Source organism: Methanococcus maripaludis, assembly GCF_013760955.1.
GTDB classification, from domain to species: Archaea; AGJL01; Methanococci; order Methanococcales; family Methanococcaceae; genus Methanococcus; species Methanococcus maripaludis_A.
The window spans coordinates 187901-203387 of record NZ_JACDUL010000001.1 but is presented as its reverse complement, the minus strand read 5'-3'; the positions used below and the strand labels follow the sequence as shown (position 1 = coordinate 203387).

Below are 15487 nucleotides of genomic sequence, written 5' to 3'. Positions count from 1 at the left end.
TGCAGTTTTTTAAATTAAATATCAATTACATATTGAATCAACAAACTAAAAACTTTGAATCAACGTCTCCATTTTCCAATCGAGTTACAACTGATGCAACAACGTTTTTAGATGTTTTTAAAATGTTTACATTTTTTATAAATGTAAATATTGGATTATATCCTTCTTTTATCAATCCAGTATTTTGAAGTCCGAGTATTTCAGCACCGTTTATGGTCGCCATCTTAAGAATTTCTTTTGGGTCTACATGGTATGTTTTGTAGATAAAGTCCATTTCTTTAAATATTGACGGAGAATTTGTCATGAAGTTATCAGTTCCAATTCCAAGTTTTAAATTGTATTCTAACATTTTTGGAATGTCCGGAATTCCAACATTAAACGAGGCATTTGCTCTTGGGCATACTACAACATGTATTTTATTTTCATTTAACAGGGATAGGTCATCAAAACTAGAGTGTGTCGCATGGATAATGAAATTAGGCTTTATTTTTAGATTTATCAATCTTTCAATTTCGGAAATTCCATATTTTTCTATTGAATACTGGACTGAGCCCTTATGTTCATTTGCATGAATTGAAAGTATTTTTTTATTCACCAATTTACAAATAAACTTAAGTTCTTGGTCCGAATACTCATTTGAACCGCTTAATCCTAAACCATCACAATTATCCAAGATAGTGGCTATCTCATTTTTTAAAAGGTTTTTTTCCCTTTCAGTGGGCCTTCCAAGAATTATGGGTTTAATAGATACATCTGAATTTTCAAATGCTGATTTAAGTAAATTTATTCCATTAATTCCATTTTCACGAAAGTCACAAAAAGCTTTAATGCCATTATTTTCCAAATCATAAAGCCCTTCTGACATCCCCTGCACCAACTCTTTCTCGCTACAACTATTTAAAAACTTGTGTTTAATGCCATTTGGGGGTTTGACAAGTTCATCAAGTGACATTCCAATACCAATATCTTTAATACTATTGTCTCCAATATGAGTATGGGAATTAATAAGGGGAGGAATGACTAACCCCTTGTAATTTAAAACATTTGAATGGTGTTCACTCGTAAATCCTTTTATAATTTCGTCTTCGATAACCAAAACTCCTTTTTTTGGTTCGAAGTCGTCGCCATATAAAAAATTAGAATTTAAATAAACCATAATTCGCACCTTTATTCTAACTACTTAAAGTATGGAAGTTTAACCATTAAATATTAATCTGTTGGTGAAAATCATGCTCGCAATAAAGAAAAAATCTGTTAAATCTGCATTTGAAGCACTTATACCAAAAATCATGGAAGAAGGAACCGATATGGTTACAGAAGATAGGCAGAAATGTAAAGAAATAATGAATACAATTATTGAAATCACTGATCCATCGGATAAATCAATCTCTGAAAAATATCAGCTTGGAGAGCGGGCTGTTAAATCTTATACTGAACAGTTATTGCATGGATCCGCAGCAACATTTGTTTACGATTACCATGAAAGAATTTTTGAATACCCGAATGATAAAAAAGAATTAAAAAACGACCAGATTGAATATATTGTATATAAATTAAAAGAACAGATTAATTCAAGGCGAGCAGTTGCAATTACATGGAATCCCTATATTGATCAAACTGTAAAAGATGTTCCCTGTTTACAGATTGTGCAGTTTTTGATAAGAGATAATAAATTATACCAAACAGTACTTTTCAGGTCAAACGATGCATTTTTGGCATTTCACGCAAATGCAATAGGATTAATTGCGCTTGGTGAATTAGTTGCTGAAAAATTGGGAATTGAACTTGTAAAATACACGCACCATTCAGTATCTATGCACGTTTATTATGAACGGGATATTGATGCTTTAAAAAAGTTTTAAAATAATCAAAAATAATATTATACTATATTATTTACTTCCGCTTACCTGTTTTAACTTTTTACTGAGTTCTAAAAAGTCCATGCAGTCTTCAATGCATCTGTATGAACCTCTGGATTTAAAACAGTCAATTATTTCTTGAAGTTCAGTGCTTGGTTTTCCTCTAACTCCACGCCATATGTTTTTTATTGAATTTCCAACGCCCATGGTATCTACCTTCAATAAACTTTGTTATTTGTGCCTACAAAGCCTCTTTTTAAAATTAAAAACATTGTAATACAACAAAAATAAGTATTTTTTAATTATTATATTATTGTTACTATTGTGGAAAAATCGAAATATTTTTATCATACCTCATTCAAAAATGACCAAAAATAAAAGATGGTACTATATAACGGCGAAAAAAGGTGTTAAAGTTTTAAATAATTATTTTTTAGATAGATTTATTATTATTTTGAGTTTTTCTCCATCGTAAGAACTTCTAATCCATATTGAATTATATTCTGAAATATCATATTTACTTTCAGTCATGTCATTTTCAATATAATCAAATACCCATTTTGCATACTGTTTTTCAAAAATTGGTGTGTATCCACCAAATTGAAAGAAATACTGAATTGTTACCCCTTTTTCATATGCTCTTGGAAGATACTCCATCGAATCTAGGTATTTGATATTGTAATCACTACTTATTTCATAACTGTTCTCAAAATACGTCATCAAGTATCTTGAAAGACCTGGAATATCGCTGTATTCATTTGAAACTGAATCATAAGTTTCAACAGATTCAAAACCTTTTTCAAAGTAGGTTGAATCATTTGATAGTTCAATTTTGTAAAATGTGATATTATCTATTTTATACTCTTCAATGTCTCTTTTATAGTCTAAATAATTATATAACTCCATTATTGGCGGTTGTTGGTCAATAATATAATAATCACCATTAATGTTAACTGCAGCGGCAGCATGACCTGCGTTTCCTTCTGACTCGAAGGTTAAAATGTATATCGGGGAATAATTCATTTCTAAAAGCAATGCAGAGGTTAATAGTGCATAATCTCCACAAATTCCTGATTTTAAGGCAATTGTTTCAGTGGGACTTTGTATTGTATTATTGTATGGATCAGAAACTTCTGTTTTTCCAGTTACCCAGTATGTAACTTCTGGAGTTGGAAGTTCAGCTTTCGCATGGTTGTATTCGATGTTATCTTCTTCCCAAAGTATAATGTTCCAGATGGAATCTTCAATCGTATCTCCATTTAGGGATTTGGATAGTTTAGATACTTTTGCAAGTTCGTTTGGCGATAGATAAACTTCAATTGAATCTTCAAAAATATATTTTGGGAGTTTTTCAGAAGTTTCACTAAATACACCATTTTCAAAAATGTCCGATAAATTCAACGTTTCAGAATTATTTTGAATGAAAAATAGGGTAGAAACTGCTAAAATTCCAACAATTGCGATATAAATTATGTTTTTCAGTTTTAAATTCATAAAAACACCAAAATTTAAAAAAATTTAAATTATTCTTCAGGTTTTGGTTCAATTTCAGATTCAGATTTTATTTTTTCAGGTTCTTCAGAAAAGTCATAAAAAACCCCTTCAGGTTTAATCGGAATGACTAATGCTCCGATGATATATACAACAATCATTAAAGGGTTCATGAAAAATAATAGCGCCCATAAAAGCCTTATTAATGTTGGATCTATGTTGAAGTAGATTGCAAGTCCCCCGCATACTCCTGAGAGCATTCTTTCTTTATCTGATCGATATAATCTTTTCATAATTTATTCCTCAAAAATAGCTTAATTTTTTTATTTGGTATATTTTTGTGAAAAATAGTATTTAAAAATGGTTAAATAATAAATTTAAATTATTCTTCAATTTTTTCTGCATCTTTTGGCTTTTTTGGAACGTATTTCACTACTTCTTCAGGGCAGACTCTTGCAGTTGTAATGTATCCGGTATGTCCGATCATTCTCGTTGAAGGTCTGACACCCTTTTCTGAAATTTCAATGTCTCTAACAATACACTCAACAGTCCGGATATCTAAAAATCCATGTTCTTTTAAAGCTTCAACACCTTTTTTAGCCTGTTCCACGTAAGGTACATATATTGCAATTCTTCCCTTTGCTTTTTTGAGTGATTTTTTGGCATGTTCCACAACATTCCAAGGGTCAGGCATGTCCAAAACTAAAACATCGATATTTTCTTCTTCAATTTTTTCAGTAATGTCACCGATTTTTTGGGTAACGTTGTAAAGTCCGTTTTCCACAATTTCCATTTCTTCTTCGTCTTCGTCGTCAATTCCAATGATTTTTTGGTTTTTTCGAACTGCTCCAACAATTTCAAGGTTTTTTCTCGCAATTTTTGCAAATTCAGGTCTTTTTTCGTAAGTTATTATTTTTCCCTCTTTTCCAACAGCATTTGCTAAATATATTGTAAGTGCTGCAGAACCAGTACCTGCTTCAACAACGGTTTCTCCATTTTCGATACCGCATTCAGCAATGATTAATCCAATATCTTTTGGAAGGAGTGTTGTAACACTTCTTTTCATTTTTTTGATAATGTCATGAATAGTTGGGGTTACGAAATAAAATTCTCCGCCTTTATTTGTCATTAAAATTGATCCTTCTTCTTTTCCAACTAAATCAACAACTCCAAGATCATTTCCGAAGTTATCGAGGTCTTTATTTAAAAGGTATTTTTTCCCACGATTATCTATAACCAATGTTTTGTTAACCATTATTTCACCCATTGAAATATTTTAGATTCTTCTATTTCTTTTAAAAGATTTTTTGAAGTTGCCCAGCTTTTTCTCGCAATTTTTGGCAGGCCCTTGTTTTCGTGTACGTAATTTTTCAAAAATTTTTTTGTTTTTGGATCGCTCGGATATCCGCTTCCAATTTCTCCAAAAATTTCTTTATATTCCTCAATAACATTATCACGAGTTACTTTGGCAATAATTGATGCAGCAGATACTATTTTGTAATTTTCATCAGCTTTGTGTTCAGCAATGATTTCAACGTTTTTATTAATAAGCTTTGCTTTAAATTGATTTGAAAATGACTGTTCATTGCTGCTGCACGCATCGATATAAATTGATATATTTTCGTTTTCCTTAATAAAATGATTCGCAAGTTTTGAAAAAGCGCCTAATTCAATCTTGTTTAAGTTAATAATTTCCATCTGTTCGTCAATTTTTTCAGGATCGATGACAATCTTTTTAACGTCACATATCTCGCTTATTTTTATATATAACTCTTCACGCTTTTTTTTCGTAAGTTGTTTACTGTCCTTTAATCCGAGATCATGTAATTTAGGAAGATCGTTTTCATTAATTTTTACAGAAGCAATTACCATTGGCCCAATTACAGGTCCACGCCCTGCTTCATCAAGTCCAACAATTATTTTGCCGTTAAATTCGTCTGAATTATTTAAATTATTTTTAATATCCTCATTCATTGTATCACGTAAATTACTAAACAGGAAACATATAAAAAACAGTAACACGGATATAATAATGCTTTATTTTCGGTCAAAAAACTCATTTTAAATACCCTATAAAACCATGGTGGTAAGATGATTCCAAAAGAAGAAATAATGGGGATTTTTGAAAAGTACAACAAGGACGAAGTGACTATCGTTACGGTGGGCAGTCACACGTCCTTGCACATCTTAAAAGGTGCAAAATTGGAGGGCTTTTCAACTGCAGTTATAACAACAAGGGATAGGGACATTCCGTACAAAAGATTTGGGGTTGCGGACAAATTTATCTATGTTGACAAATTTTCAGATATTTCAAAAGAAGAAATTCAACAGCAATTAAGGGATATGAATGCAATTATTGTTCCACACGGTTCGTTTATAGCTTATTGTGGTTTAGATAATGTGGAAGATACATTCAAAGTTCCAATGTTTGGAAACAGGGCTATTTTAAGATGGGAGGCTGAAAGAGATCTCGAAGGACAGCTTTTGGGCGGAAGCGGCCTTAGAATCCCTAAAAAATACGGTGGACCTGATGACATAGATGGGCCAGTAATGGTTAAATTCCCTGGAGCAAGGGGTGGCAGAGGATACTTCCCATGCTCAACTGTGGAAGAATTCTGGAGAAAAATAGACGAATTCAAAGCTAAAGGTATTCTTACAGAAGACGATGTTGCAAAAGCACACATCGAAGAATATGTTGTTGGTGCAAACTACTGTATTCACTACTTCTATTCACCATTAAAAGACCAGGTTGAATTAATGGGTATTGATAGAAGATATGAAAGCAGTATTGATGGACTTGTTAGGGTTCCTGCAAAAGACCAGCTTGAATTAAGCATTGACCCATCATACGTTATCACAGGAAACTTCCCTGTTGTAATCAGAGAAAGTCTCTTGCCTCAAGTATTTGACATGGGTGACAAATTAGCAACAAAAGCAAAAGAACTCGTAAAACCGGGAATGCTTGGACCGTTCTGTTTACAGTCATTATGTAACGAAAACCTAGAACTCGTTGTATTCGAAATGAGTGCAAGGGTAGATGGTGGAACAAACACGTTCATGAACGGAAGCCCGTATTCATGCCTTTACACAGGAGAACCATTAAGCATGGGCCAGAGAATTGCAAGAGAAATAAAATTAGCACTCGAACTCAAAATGATTGATAAAGTTATATCTTAATTAATCTTCAATTTTTTTTATTTTTTTAAAAAAGTAGTTTTAGGAAATTTTCAATTTTATTTAAAATTTAAGAATTTATTATATCTTTTATCTCTTTTAATTTATCATTCATTGTTTTTTCGTTCTCTGCTTCTAAATTTAACCTTAAAAGTGGTTCAGTATTTGATGATCTTACATTAAACCAGAAATCATCACAGTACAGTGAAATTCCATCTAATTTTTCGATTTTACAGATGTTTTCATATTTTTTTTCAATTGATTCAATCGATTTGTTTTGATCGACTACTTTAAAGTTTATCTCGCCACTGTGGAAATATTTTTTGTACATTTTTGAAATTTCTGAAAGTGGTTTTCCTTCTCTTTCAAGTGCTTTCAGGATATAATTCAATGCTAATAGCGGGCTTTCAAAGTACCCTACTGATTTAAAGTAGAAGTGATTGCTAAACTCCCCTGCAAATTCAGCATCTATTTCATGCATCAACTTTTTTATGAAATAGTGGCCAACTCTTGTTTTTACTGGGGTTCCACCATTTTTTGAAATTATCTCTGGAACGATTTTACTGCACCTTAAGTCGTATACAATTTTTCCCTTAACGTCATTTAAAATTTCATTTGAAATTATCGCAGTTAGTATATCTCCTGCTAAAATTTCTCCTTCTTCATCGACCATTCCGATTCTGTCGCCATCTCCATCAAAAATAAGGCCAAATTCACAGGAATTTTCTTTCACTGTATTTATGATATCGATTAAACATTCTTTTTTGAGAGTATCTGGTTCGTGTGCCGGGAAATTTCCATCCGGAAAATCATTAATAAATATTTTATTTTCTAAAATTTTTTCTAAGATTTCCTTTTCTGCATGGGTAGTCGCACCGTTTGCAAAATCCACTGCAATTTTTCTATTCGTTTTTTCGATATTTTCTGTTAAAAATTTCGAATATTCGCTTGAAATATCAACTTTTAAACTTTCTAAATCCAAGTTTTCAATTTCTTCTTTTTGGGTATCTGAAAGTTTAAACATTTCAAAATCTGGTTTTATTTCATCTACCGGAGATAGTGGAATTGCATTGATATCACACATTTTAAATCCAGTATATTCTTTTGGATTGTGTGACGCAGTTAGAATAACTCCAAGGTCAAATTTTTTGAGAGTTCCAAAGTACATCAAAGGAGTTGAAATTTCTCCAGCATAGTATACTTTAGAATTTTCAATTATTCCGTAAATAAATGGTTTTAAAAGTTTTTTTGAACCAATCCTGATATCATTTCCAACCATTATTCGTTCATATTTTTTTCCAACGAGTTTTCCTAAAGAGTAAGCAAAATTGTCGTCTAAATCTTTTTCATAAATTCCCCTGATATCATATGCTTTAAATACCAACCTAAACCACCATCAAAAGTTGAATAAAAAAATATATACGTTGTTTATGTAAATTGGGGTTAAATAACTTTTCAAAAAAATAAAAAATAGTATACCATAATTACTCTGAACAATGGTCGAAAATAAAAATACTCCTCACACACTCTGGAATGAGGTGTTATTTTCTATATCTATATTTTTATAAAAATGTTTTGATTTAATAATGCGAAAAAAAGAAGTTTTATTGCAATCCTCAACTCTCAGATTGCAATACGTCTGGCTTTTGCGATTTAAACGAATTAAAATTAGTTTCTCAATTCAATTTCAATTTGAACTGTGTCAGGAATTCTAACTTTCATGATGTGTTTCATGGTTCTTTCGTCAGCTTCAATGTCGATAACTCTTTTGTGAACTCTCATTGTCCATCTGTCGAATGATGAGGAACCTTCACCATCTGTTGATTTCCTTGTTGTAACTTTTAACGCTTTTGTTGGTAATGGAATTGGACCTGCCATGTCTACACCAGTTTTTTCAGCAATAGCTTTAATCTGGTCGCATACACCGTCTAATTCTGTGTGTTGTGTACTTGATAATTTAATTCTTGCTTTTTGCATAATATTCCTCTTTTTCCGTGTTTTAATAAGAAAAAAAAGTTAAGCTAATTATTTGTTTTTAGCTGTAACTTGGATTGCCATACCTGCAGCAACTGTCATACCCATATCTCTGATTGCAAATCTACCGAGTTGTGGGATTTCTTTAACGCTTTCTATAACTAATGGTTTTGTAGGCATTAATTTAACGATTGCAGCGTCACCAGCTTTTAAGAAGTCTGGGTTTTCTTCTAAAACTTCACCAGTTGCAGGGTTTAATTTTTTCTGTAATTCCATGAATGTACATGCAATTTGTGCTGTGTGTGCGTGGAATACAGGTGTGTAACCTACAGTCATAACTGATGGGTGTTGTAAAACAACGATTTGTGCTGTGAAATCTGCAGCAACTGTTGGAGGGTTTGTAGTGTGTCCTAAAACGTCTCCTCTTTTGATGTCTTTTTTACCAACACCTCTTACGTTGAAACCAATGTTATCTCCTGGTTCAGCGCTTGGTAATTGTTCGTGGTGCATTTCCACAGTTTTAATTTCTCCTACTGCTCCTGCAGGTTCGAAGATAACTTTGTCTCCTGGTCTGATGATACCTGTTTCAACTCTTCCTACTGGAACTGTACCTACACCAGTGATTGAGTAAACATCTTGGATAGGTAATCTCAGTGGTAAGGTTGTTGGTTTTTCAGGTGGTTGGAAAGCATCGATAACTTCTGCGAGTGTAGGTCCGTTGTACCATGGTGTTTTGTCGGATTTTTTGAATACGTTGTCACCGTGGAGTGAAGCAACTGGTACGAATGTGATGTTGTCTGGGTTGAATCCAACCATTTTTAACAATTGGTCGCCTAACATCTTTTTCATTTCGTTGTAGTCAGCTTCTGAGAAGTTTACTGTATCCATTTTGTTGATTGCAACAGCTAATTGTGAGATACCGAGTGTTCTTGATAAGAATACGTGTTCTCTTGTTTGGGGTTGAATACCGGATTTAGCATCGTCAACGTTTACAACTAAGATAGCTGCATCAGCTTGTGAAGCACCAGTGATCATGTTTTTAATGAAGTCTCTGTGGCCTGGGCAGTCTACGATTGTAACTTCGTATTTTGCGGTAGGGAATTTTTTGTGAGCTACGTCAATTGTAACCCCTCTTTCTCTCTCTTCCTTTAAACCGTCCATAACATAAGCAAATTCGAATCCAGCTTTACCTTTTTCTTCAGCTTCTTTTCTTAATCTTACGATTAACTGTGGGTCGATAGCTCCACCGTCTAATAATAATCTTCCTACTGTTGTTGATTTACCAGCATCTACGTGTCCGATAAATGCAACGTTAAGAATTGGTTTTTCTTTTGCCATAATCATTCCTCCATAAGAGCATGTTTTTAGTCGATTTTTGTAATATCATAGTGAAAAAGGGTATATATATTTTATGGTAATTGTTTATTCTGATTTTAACCCTTTTCTGTCCCTAATCTGTTTAGCAATCTTAGGTTGAAGCTCTGCTGGAACTCTTTCAAATCCTGAGAATTCAACGCTCCACAAACATCTACCTTGGGTAGCTCCCCTAATTGCACCAGCGAATCCGAACATTTCAGCAACAGGTACTGAGGATTTGATGATTGACATGTCTCCTTCTTGTTCCATGTCGAGGATCTGTCCTCTTCTGTTGTTGATTTCTTTCATACCATCTCCCATATAGTCTTGCGGGGTGTTGATGTAAACACTTTGCATAGGTTCGAGGAGAACTGGTTTTGCTTGAGCAACTGCATCTCTTACCCCGAATCTTACAGCAGGGATAATTTGAGCAGGACCTCTGTGGATTGCATCTTCGTGGAATGTTGCATCCACTAATCTGATTTTTACACCCTGAACTTTTTCAGCTGCGAGTGGACCGTTTCTTACACCTTCTTTGAAACCTTCGATAATTAATTCTCTAGCTTCATCGAGTTGTACGATACCTCTTGTCATGTTTACAATCATGTTTCCGTTGTAAATTGACATTACTTTTTTAGCTTGGTCTTTGTCAAGACCTGCTTCAACTAACCTTGCTTCACCATCAGCAGTGGTTTTCTTTTTGTAGTCTTCATCGTGGATTTTGCCTTCTACGTATGCAGCGTATACGGATTCATCCATAGGTTCTGCAATCATGTAGAGTTTGTTGTGTTTGTTTGGTGATTTTCCTTCGATTTCAGGTGAAGTTCCTGTGATTGTTTCTCTGTAAACAACGATTGGTTCACCGACATCTACTTCAATTCCACCATCTCTTCCGATTTTGGTGTTTGTGATAACTTCGATGTGGAGCTCACCCATGCCGCTGATTAAGTGTTCACCGGTTTCTTCGTTGATTTCTACTCTTACTGTGTTGTCTTCTCTTGCAATCTGTCTTAAGATTTCAATTAATTTTGGCAAATCTTTAGTGTTTTTAGCTTCGATTGCAACAGTGATAACTGGTTCAGAGGTGTGAGTTAATGATTCAAATCCAGGTTCTAAGATTTCTGAAGGGCTGCATACTGTTTCACCAGCGGTAGCTTCTCTTAATCCTGTTAAAGCACAGATGTTACCTGCTGAAATGCTTGGTACCTGAACTCTTTCAGCACCCATGAAAATTGAAACTTGCTGAGCTCTTGCTTTTTGTTTGGAACCAACGAGGTAGAGGTCGTCTCCTTGTTTGATTCTTCCTGAAAACAATCTGCATGCGGAAATTGCACCAGCGTGTTTATCAACGATAATTTTTGTAACAACACCTGCGAGTGGTCCGTTAGGGTCACAAGCAACCATTGATTTACCGATTTCTGATTCCGCATCTCCTTTCCAGATGTTTGGAATTCTGTATTTTTGAGCTTGGAGCGGGTTTGGTAAGTGTTTGATTGCCATGTCGAGAATAACTTCGTGGAGTGGAGCTTTGTCAGCTAATTCTCCTTGTTTTTCTTGTTCACAGTAGTCAATAATGTCTTTGAATGAAATGCCTGATCTTTGCATGTATGGAACTGAAATAGCCCAGTTGTTGTATGCTGAACCGAAAGCAACTTTTCCAGTTACAACATCACATAACCATTCTTTTTTGAATTCTTCAGGAGCCATTTTTTCGATTAACTTGTTAACTTCTGCAATGATTTTCATGAATCTTCCCTGTAATTCTTCAGGGGTTAATTTCAATTCATTGATTAATCTGTCAACTTTGTTAATGAATAAAACAGGTTTAACTTTTTCTTTTAATGCCTGTCTTAAAACAGTTTCCGTTTGTGGCATAACACCTTCAACTGCACAACATACAACAACAGCACCATCGATTGCTCTCATTGCTCTTGTAACGTCACCACCAAAGTCAACGTGACCTGGGGTATCGATTAAGTTGATTAAGTATTCTTTTCCGCCGTATTCGTGTACCATTGAAACGTTTGCAGCGTAGATGGTAATACCTCTTGCAGCTTCTTCTTCATCGAAGTCGAGTGCAAGCTGGTCTCCAGCTAATTCTTTTGAGATCATACCTGCTCCTGCAAGCAAGTTGTCTGATAATGTGGTTTTACCGTGGTCGATGTGAGCACAAATACCCATATTTCTAATTTGGTCGTGCTTTTCCATTAAGGTTTTAACCTTTTCAACCATTTTTGCTCTTCTTCCCATAATCTCACTCTTTTAGTTTTTGAGCAGTTCATAATATGTAAACAATAGTTACCAAATTATGATACTTGGTTAATTATAAAGAAATATAAAAAGTATTTAGAATTATCTTGCAGATTGTGCAACTCTTTCTTTTTCTTCTTTTTTCCTAACAGCAAAGCTTTTTTGCATGTCAGCTTTTGAAGCAAAGATGATTTCGTCTGCTAAGCATTGAGCAACGGTTTTTTTGTTTTTGTGTGCGCTTTGTGAAGCACCGAGAGCGATGTTTCTGAAAGCTGTATCTAATCTTCTTGAAGGTGAAACGTCAACGGATTGTAAGAATGCGATTCCCCCGTAAGAGATTCTTGTTGTTTCTTCTCTAGGTCCTGAGTTTTCTAAAGCATCAACTAAAACTTGAACAGGGTTTTCTTTTGTCCTGTTTTCGATTATTGTTAAAGCTTCTTCAACAATTGCTAAAGTTTCGTGTTTTTTACCCGTATTTTCTTGGTTAGCCATTAATTTGTTAGCTAATCTTTCTACAATGTTCATTTTTGATTTATCAAAACTTTTCTTTGAGTTTCTTCCTGCAGTATGTGGAACTAAAACTGGAGCTACACTAACGTAGGATTTTAAACTTGGGTCTTTAACTGTGACAGTTTCGCTGTCCCATTTACCAAATAATTTGATTTCCAATTTTTCACCCTTTTTTCTTTTTTAGATCTTAATTTATCTTTTAACTTTTTCCTGTCTTCCTCTGACAAGCTCTCTGATTGAGTTTTTACCAACCATAACAACTTTGTACCTAACTCCAGGGATATCCCCTTTAGCCTGTCCTGATGGACCACCGATACCTTCGATAACAACTTCGTCGTGTTCATCAATGAAGTTGATAGCGTGGTTTCCAGGTGCAAATGCGGTAACTTGTCTACCGTTTTTGATTAACTGAACTCTAACACATTTTCTGATAGCAGAGTTTGGTTGTTTTGCTTCGAGACCTACTTTCTCAACAACAATTCCTCTTCCCATTGGAGCACCTTCTAATGGGTCAGCTTTTAATTTTAAGCTTAATGCTTTGTTCACGTATTTGTAGTGGTGCCATCTGCTTGCTCTTCTTTTCAAAAGTAATTTTCTTCCTGCGAATTCTCCTTTTGGAGATTTACTTCCTGCCATAAAATCACCTTATTGGTTTTCTTCAGCTTCAACATTTGTAGATGATTCTGCTGCTTTTTCAGGTATTTCGTCCTGTTTTGGTTTTTTATCGTTATCTTTTCTTAAACCAGCAACGACTTTGATATTTTTAACACCAGCAAGTCTTCCTGCAATGTCAACTGCCCTATCAATGTTTTTTCCTTTGTCTCCGATAACAGCTCTCCTTAATCTTGGGTGAACTCTAACGTAAACTACTAAATCGTCACTAAATTTTTTAGTCCAGACATCTTCCAACTCAACTGGTGCAAAAATGTTTTTAATGAACTGTTTTACATCTTCTGAGTATTCGATTAAGTCTATTTTTTTACCGAATTTTTCGGTTGCACTTTTCACATTTTCGCCGCCTTTTCCTATTGCAGCTCCAATGTCGCCTTCCTTAACAACGAAAACAATTTTTTCGTCATCAGAAGTACTATCAATCACGTTTGCACCAGTCATCTTTTCGAAGAGGCTGATTCTCATGATATCTTCTGTATTAAGTTTAATTTTCATCAACCATCACCCACGGTTATTCTTCATTGTTAACGTTTAAAATAGCCGAGTTACCAGGTTCTAAAACCAACAATGCTGAAACAGGGAATGGTTTTCCACAAATAGCTCCAAGTTCGATTGAAGTTGCCTGGTGTGTGTAAACCGGGGTTTCTGAAAGTTGTGTGTAGTAAAAAATGTCTTCTCTAACGTCTTTAGCGCAGTTGTCTGCAATAATAACTAACTGGCCTTCGCCGTGTTTTATGTTCTTAATAGCCTGTTTTGTACCTAAGACTACGTTTCCAGTGTCCACTGCTACTCTTATAGCTCTGTTTATGTCCATACTAGACCTCCTTCTCATTATATTCTCCAGAGGGTTTTCCTATGCAATTTGGAAATTAATGTCCCTATGAATATACGAACTAGTTAATAGTTACATGTTATTTTTATACCTTTGCATCATCCAAGAACTCTCTAATTATAATTAAAGAATCTAAGTGAGTATTAAAAACGATATAAAAAACGATTATCTTAAAAATAATTAAAAAAGTATTAAGTATTAAATTATAATTCTTTTCCTTCTTCGTATTTCTTGTCGATACATACGTCGATACAGCCGGTACCCATGGCAATTGGTTTTCCAACAATAATGTTTTCAACAACTCCACCGAGTTCATCAACATATCCTCTCATGGATGCAGAGTAGAGGTGTTTTACAGTTTCTTCGAATGCTGCTCTTGCAAGAACTGATGCTTTTTCACCACCAATACCGTGTCTACCGATTGGTTTTACAACTCCATCAGTACACATAAGGTCTGCTACCATCATCAAGTGTCTTTTGTCTACTGTAAGACCCTGGTTTCCAAGGGTTGCATCCATTTCATAAATGATTGCATTTCTTGCAGCTTCGATACCTAAAACATCTTGAATTTCAACAATGTTGTTTGTTGTGGTTTTTGTTGTATCCACACCTTCGATATCAAAGACTTCTTTGATGTTTGAACCTTCACTGTAAAGGATGTATTCATCAACTTCTTTTCTGATGATAACCCTTTTGATGTTTTGCACACCTTTCAAGTGGATTGCTCTAACTTTTGGAAGTCTTTTTCTTAATGCTTTTAATGAAGGTGTTTTAATTTTTAAATTGAGAACATTTTCATGGTCTTCAATTTTAAGTTTCATTTTGGATTTGATAGATTCAATTACGTCAGCAACAGTCAAACCTCTGCTTTCAAGCTGGTGCATATTTAATACGATTGTTATACATTCGTTTATCAAATCTACACTGATGTCTTCTGAAACAGATTCAACATCGGTACTTTCAATGTTTTTTGCAACCATTGACGCTTTTTCTCTATCGCCCTTAAATTCATCATTTAAGTAAATCGTCATTGTTGGGGTAGATGGCTCTTTCCTAGCATCTACAATTTCAATCATTCTTGGAAGACCAAGGGTAACGTTTAACTCCGCTACCCCCGCATAGTGGAACGTTCTCATTGTCATCTGCGTACCAGGTTCACCAATTGATTGTGCTGCAACAACACCAACTGCTTCTCCAGGTTCTACAAGGGTTCTTTCGTAAGCTCTTATAGTTTCGCTTATGATTTCATCAACGAGGTATTCTTCACTTATTTCTTCCTTTAAGATTTTTTCTGAAAGTTCTCTTTTTAACAATGGTGGCAGGACAGAATTTTCCAATTTCTTTTCTAAATCAGCCATTTGCATGTGTT

General features: G+C 34.4%; 17 protein-coding genes. 2 read left to right on the top strand and 15 right to left on the bottom strand.

All coding sequences use genetic code 11. From position 1 onward, the window contains the following. Positions 1-37: 37 nt before the first annotated feature. A complete protein-coding gene (locus HNP90_RS01055; RefSeq protein ID WP_011977021.1) occupies positions 38-1156 on the bottom strand; it encodes an amidohydrolase family protein in 1119 nt (372 codons plus the stop codon). A 73-nt stretch (positions 1157-1229) separates the two neighbouring features. On the opposite strand from HNP90_RS01055, the gene HNP90_RS01050 reads away from it, so the two are divergent. Further along, positions 1230-1862 (top strand): thymidylate synthase, encoded by a 633-nt coding sequence (locus HNP90_RS01050; protein ID WP_011977020.1) that lies wholly within the window; start codon positions 1230-1232, stop codon positions 1860-1862. A 27-nt stretch (positions 1863-1889) separates the two neighbouring features. On the opposite strand, the gene HNP90_RS01045 is transcribed toward HNP90_RS01050, so the two are convergent. The 5 genes from HNP90_RS01045 to rnhB all read right to left on the bottom strand — a co-directional run bounded on the left by HNP90_RS01045 (position 1890) and on the right by rnhB (position 5324). After that, the gene (locus HNP90_RS01045; RefSeq protein ID WP_011977019.1) at positions 1890-2066 is read right to left on the bottom strand and encodes a hypothetical protein; all 177 of its coding nucleotides are present in this window, start codon (positions 2064-2066) and stop codon (positions 1890-1892) included. 219 nt (positions 2067-2285) lie between these two features. Continuing rightward, a complete protein-coding gene (locus HNP90_RS01040; protein ID WP_011977018.1) occupies positions 2286-3353 on the bottom strand; it encodes a transglutaminase-like domain-containing protein in 1068 nt (355 codons plus the stop codon). Between the two features lie 29 nt (positions 3354-3382). Further along, a complete protein-coding gene (locus HNP90_RS01035; protein WP_011977017.1) occupies positions 3383-3643 on the bottom strand; it encodes a PspC domain-containing protein in 261 nt (86 codons plus the stop codon). 89 nt (positions 3644-3732) lie between these two features. Continuing rightward, positions 3733-4605, bottom strand: coding sequence for a tRNA (adenine-N1)-methyltransferase (locus HNP90_RS01030; protein ID WP_011977016.1), 873 nt, complete (start codon positions 4603-4605; stop codon positions 3733-3735). Next, positions 4605-5324: a ribonuclease HII gene (gene rnhB / locus HNP90_RS01025; RefSeq protein WP_011977015.1), complete on the bottom strand. Its 720-nt coding sequence runs from the start codon at positions 5322-5324 to the stop codon at positions 4605-4607. Before rnhB ends, HNP90_RS01030 begins: the two co-directional genes overlap by 1 nt. A gap of 117 nt (positions 5325-5441) precedes the next feature. Between rnhB and HNP90_RS01020 the strand changes: the two genes are divergently transcribed. Further along, positions 5442-6527: a formate--phosphoribosylaminoimidazolecarboxamide ligase gene (locus HNP90_RS01020; RefSeq protein WP_011977014.1), complete on the top strand. Its 1086-nt coding sequence runs from the start codon at positions 5442-5444 to the stop codon at positions 6525-6527. Positions 6528-6594: 67 nt separating this feature from the next. On the opposite strand, the gene HNP90_RS01015 is transcribed toward HNP90_RS01020, so the two are convergent. The 9 genes from HNP90_RS01015 to rpoA2 all read right to left on the bottom strand — a co-directional run bounded on the left by HNP90_RS01015 (position 6595) and on the right by rpoA2 (position 15482). Next, entirely contained in the window at positions 6595-7908 is a 1314-nt protein-coding gene (locus HNP90_RS01015; RefSeq protein WP_011977013.1) for a phosphomannomutase/phosphoglucomutase, read from the bottom strand. A 284-nt stretch (positions 7909-8192) separates the two neighbouring features. Beyond that, the gene (gene rpsJ, locus HNP90_RS01010; RefSeq protein ID WP_011977012.1) at positions 8193-8501 is read right to left on the bottom strand and encodes a 30S ribosomal protein S10; all 309 of its coding nucleotides are present in this window, start codon (positions 8499-8501) and stop codon (positions 8193-8195) included. Between the two features lie 48 nt (positions 8502-8549). Next, positions 8550-9836 carry a translation elongation factor EF-1 subunit alpha gene (gene tuf / locus HNP90_RS01005; RefSeq protein WP_011977011.1) on the bottom strand — a complete coding sequence of 429 codons (1287 nt, stop codon included), beginning with the start codon at positions 9834-9836 and terminating at the stop codon, positions 8550-8552. A gap of 84 nt (positions 9837-9920) precedes the next feature. Further along, a complete protein-coding gene (locus HNP90_RS01000) occupies positions 9921-12104 on the bottom strand; it encodes an elongation factor EF-2 (protein WP_011977010.1) in 2184 nt (727 codons plus the stop codon). Between the two features lie 102 nt (positions 12105-12206). Continuing rightward, positions 12207-12773 carry a 30S ribosomal protein S7 gene (locus tag HNP90_RS00995; RefSeq protein WP_011977009.1) on the bottom strand — a complete coding sequence of 189 codons (567 nt, stop codon included), beginning with the start codon at positions 12771-12773 and terminating at the stop codon, positions 12207-12209. A gap of 33 nt (positions 12774-12806) precedes the next feature. Further along, entirely contained in the window at positions 12807-13250 is a 444-nt protein-coding gene (locus tag HNP90_RS00990) for a 30S ribosomal protein S12 (RefSeq protein WP_011977008.1), read from the bottom strand. Positions 13251-13259: 9 nt separating this feature from the next. Continuing rightward, positions 13260-13781, bottom strand: coding sequence for a NusA-like transcription termination signal-binding factor (locus HNP90_RS00985; protein ID WP_011977007.1), 522 nt, complete (start codon positions 13779-13781; stop codon positions 13260-13262). Positions 13782-13797: 16 nt separating this feature from the next. Beyond that, on the bottom strand, positions 13798-14118 hold the full coding sequence (locus tag HNP90_RS00980) for a 50S ribosomal protein L30e (protein ID WP_011977006.1): 321 nt from the start codon (positions 14116-14118) through the stop codon (positions 13798-13800). 203 nt (positions 14119-14321) lie between these two features. Further along, positions 14322-15482 carry a DNA-directed RNA polymerase subunit A'' gene (gene rpoA2, locus HNP90_RS00975; protein WP_011977005.1) on the bottom strand — a complete coding sequence of 387 codons (1161 nt, stop codon included), beginning with the start codon at positions 15480-15482 and terminating at the stop codon, positions 14322-14324. Between the last annotated feature and the right edge of the window lie 5 nt (positions 15483-15487).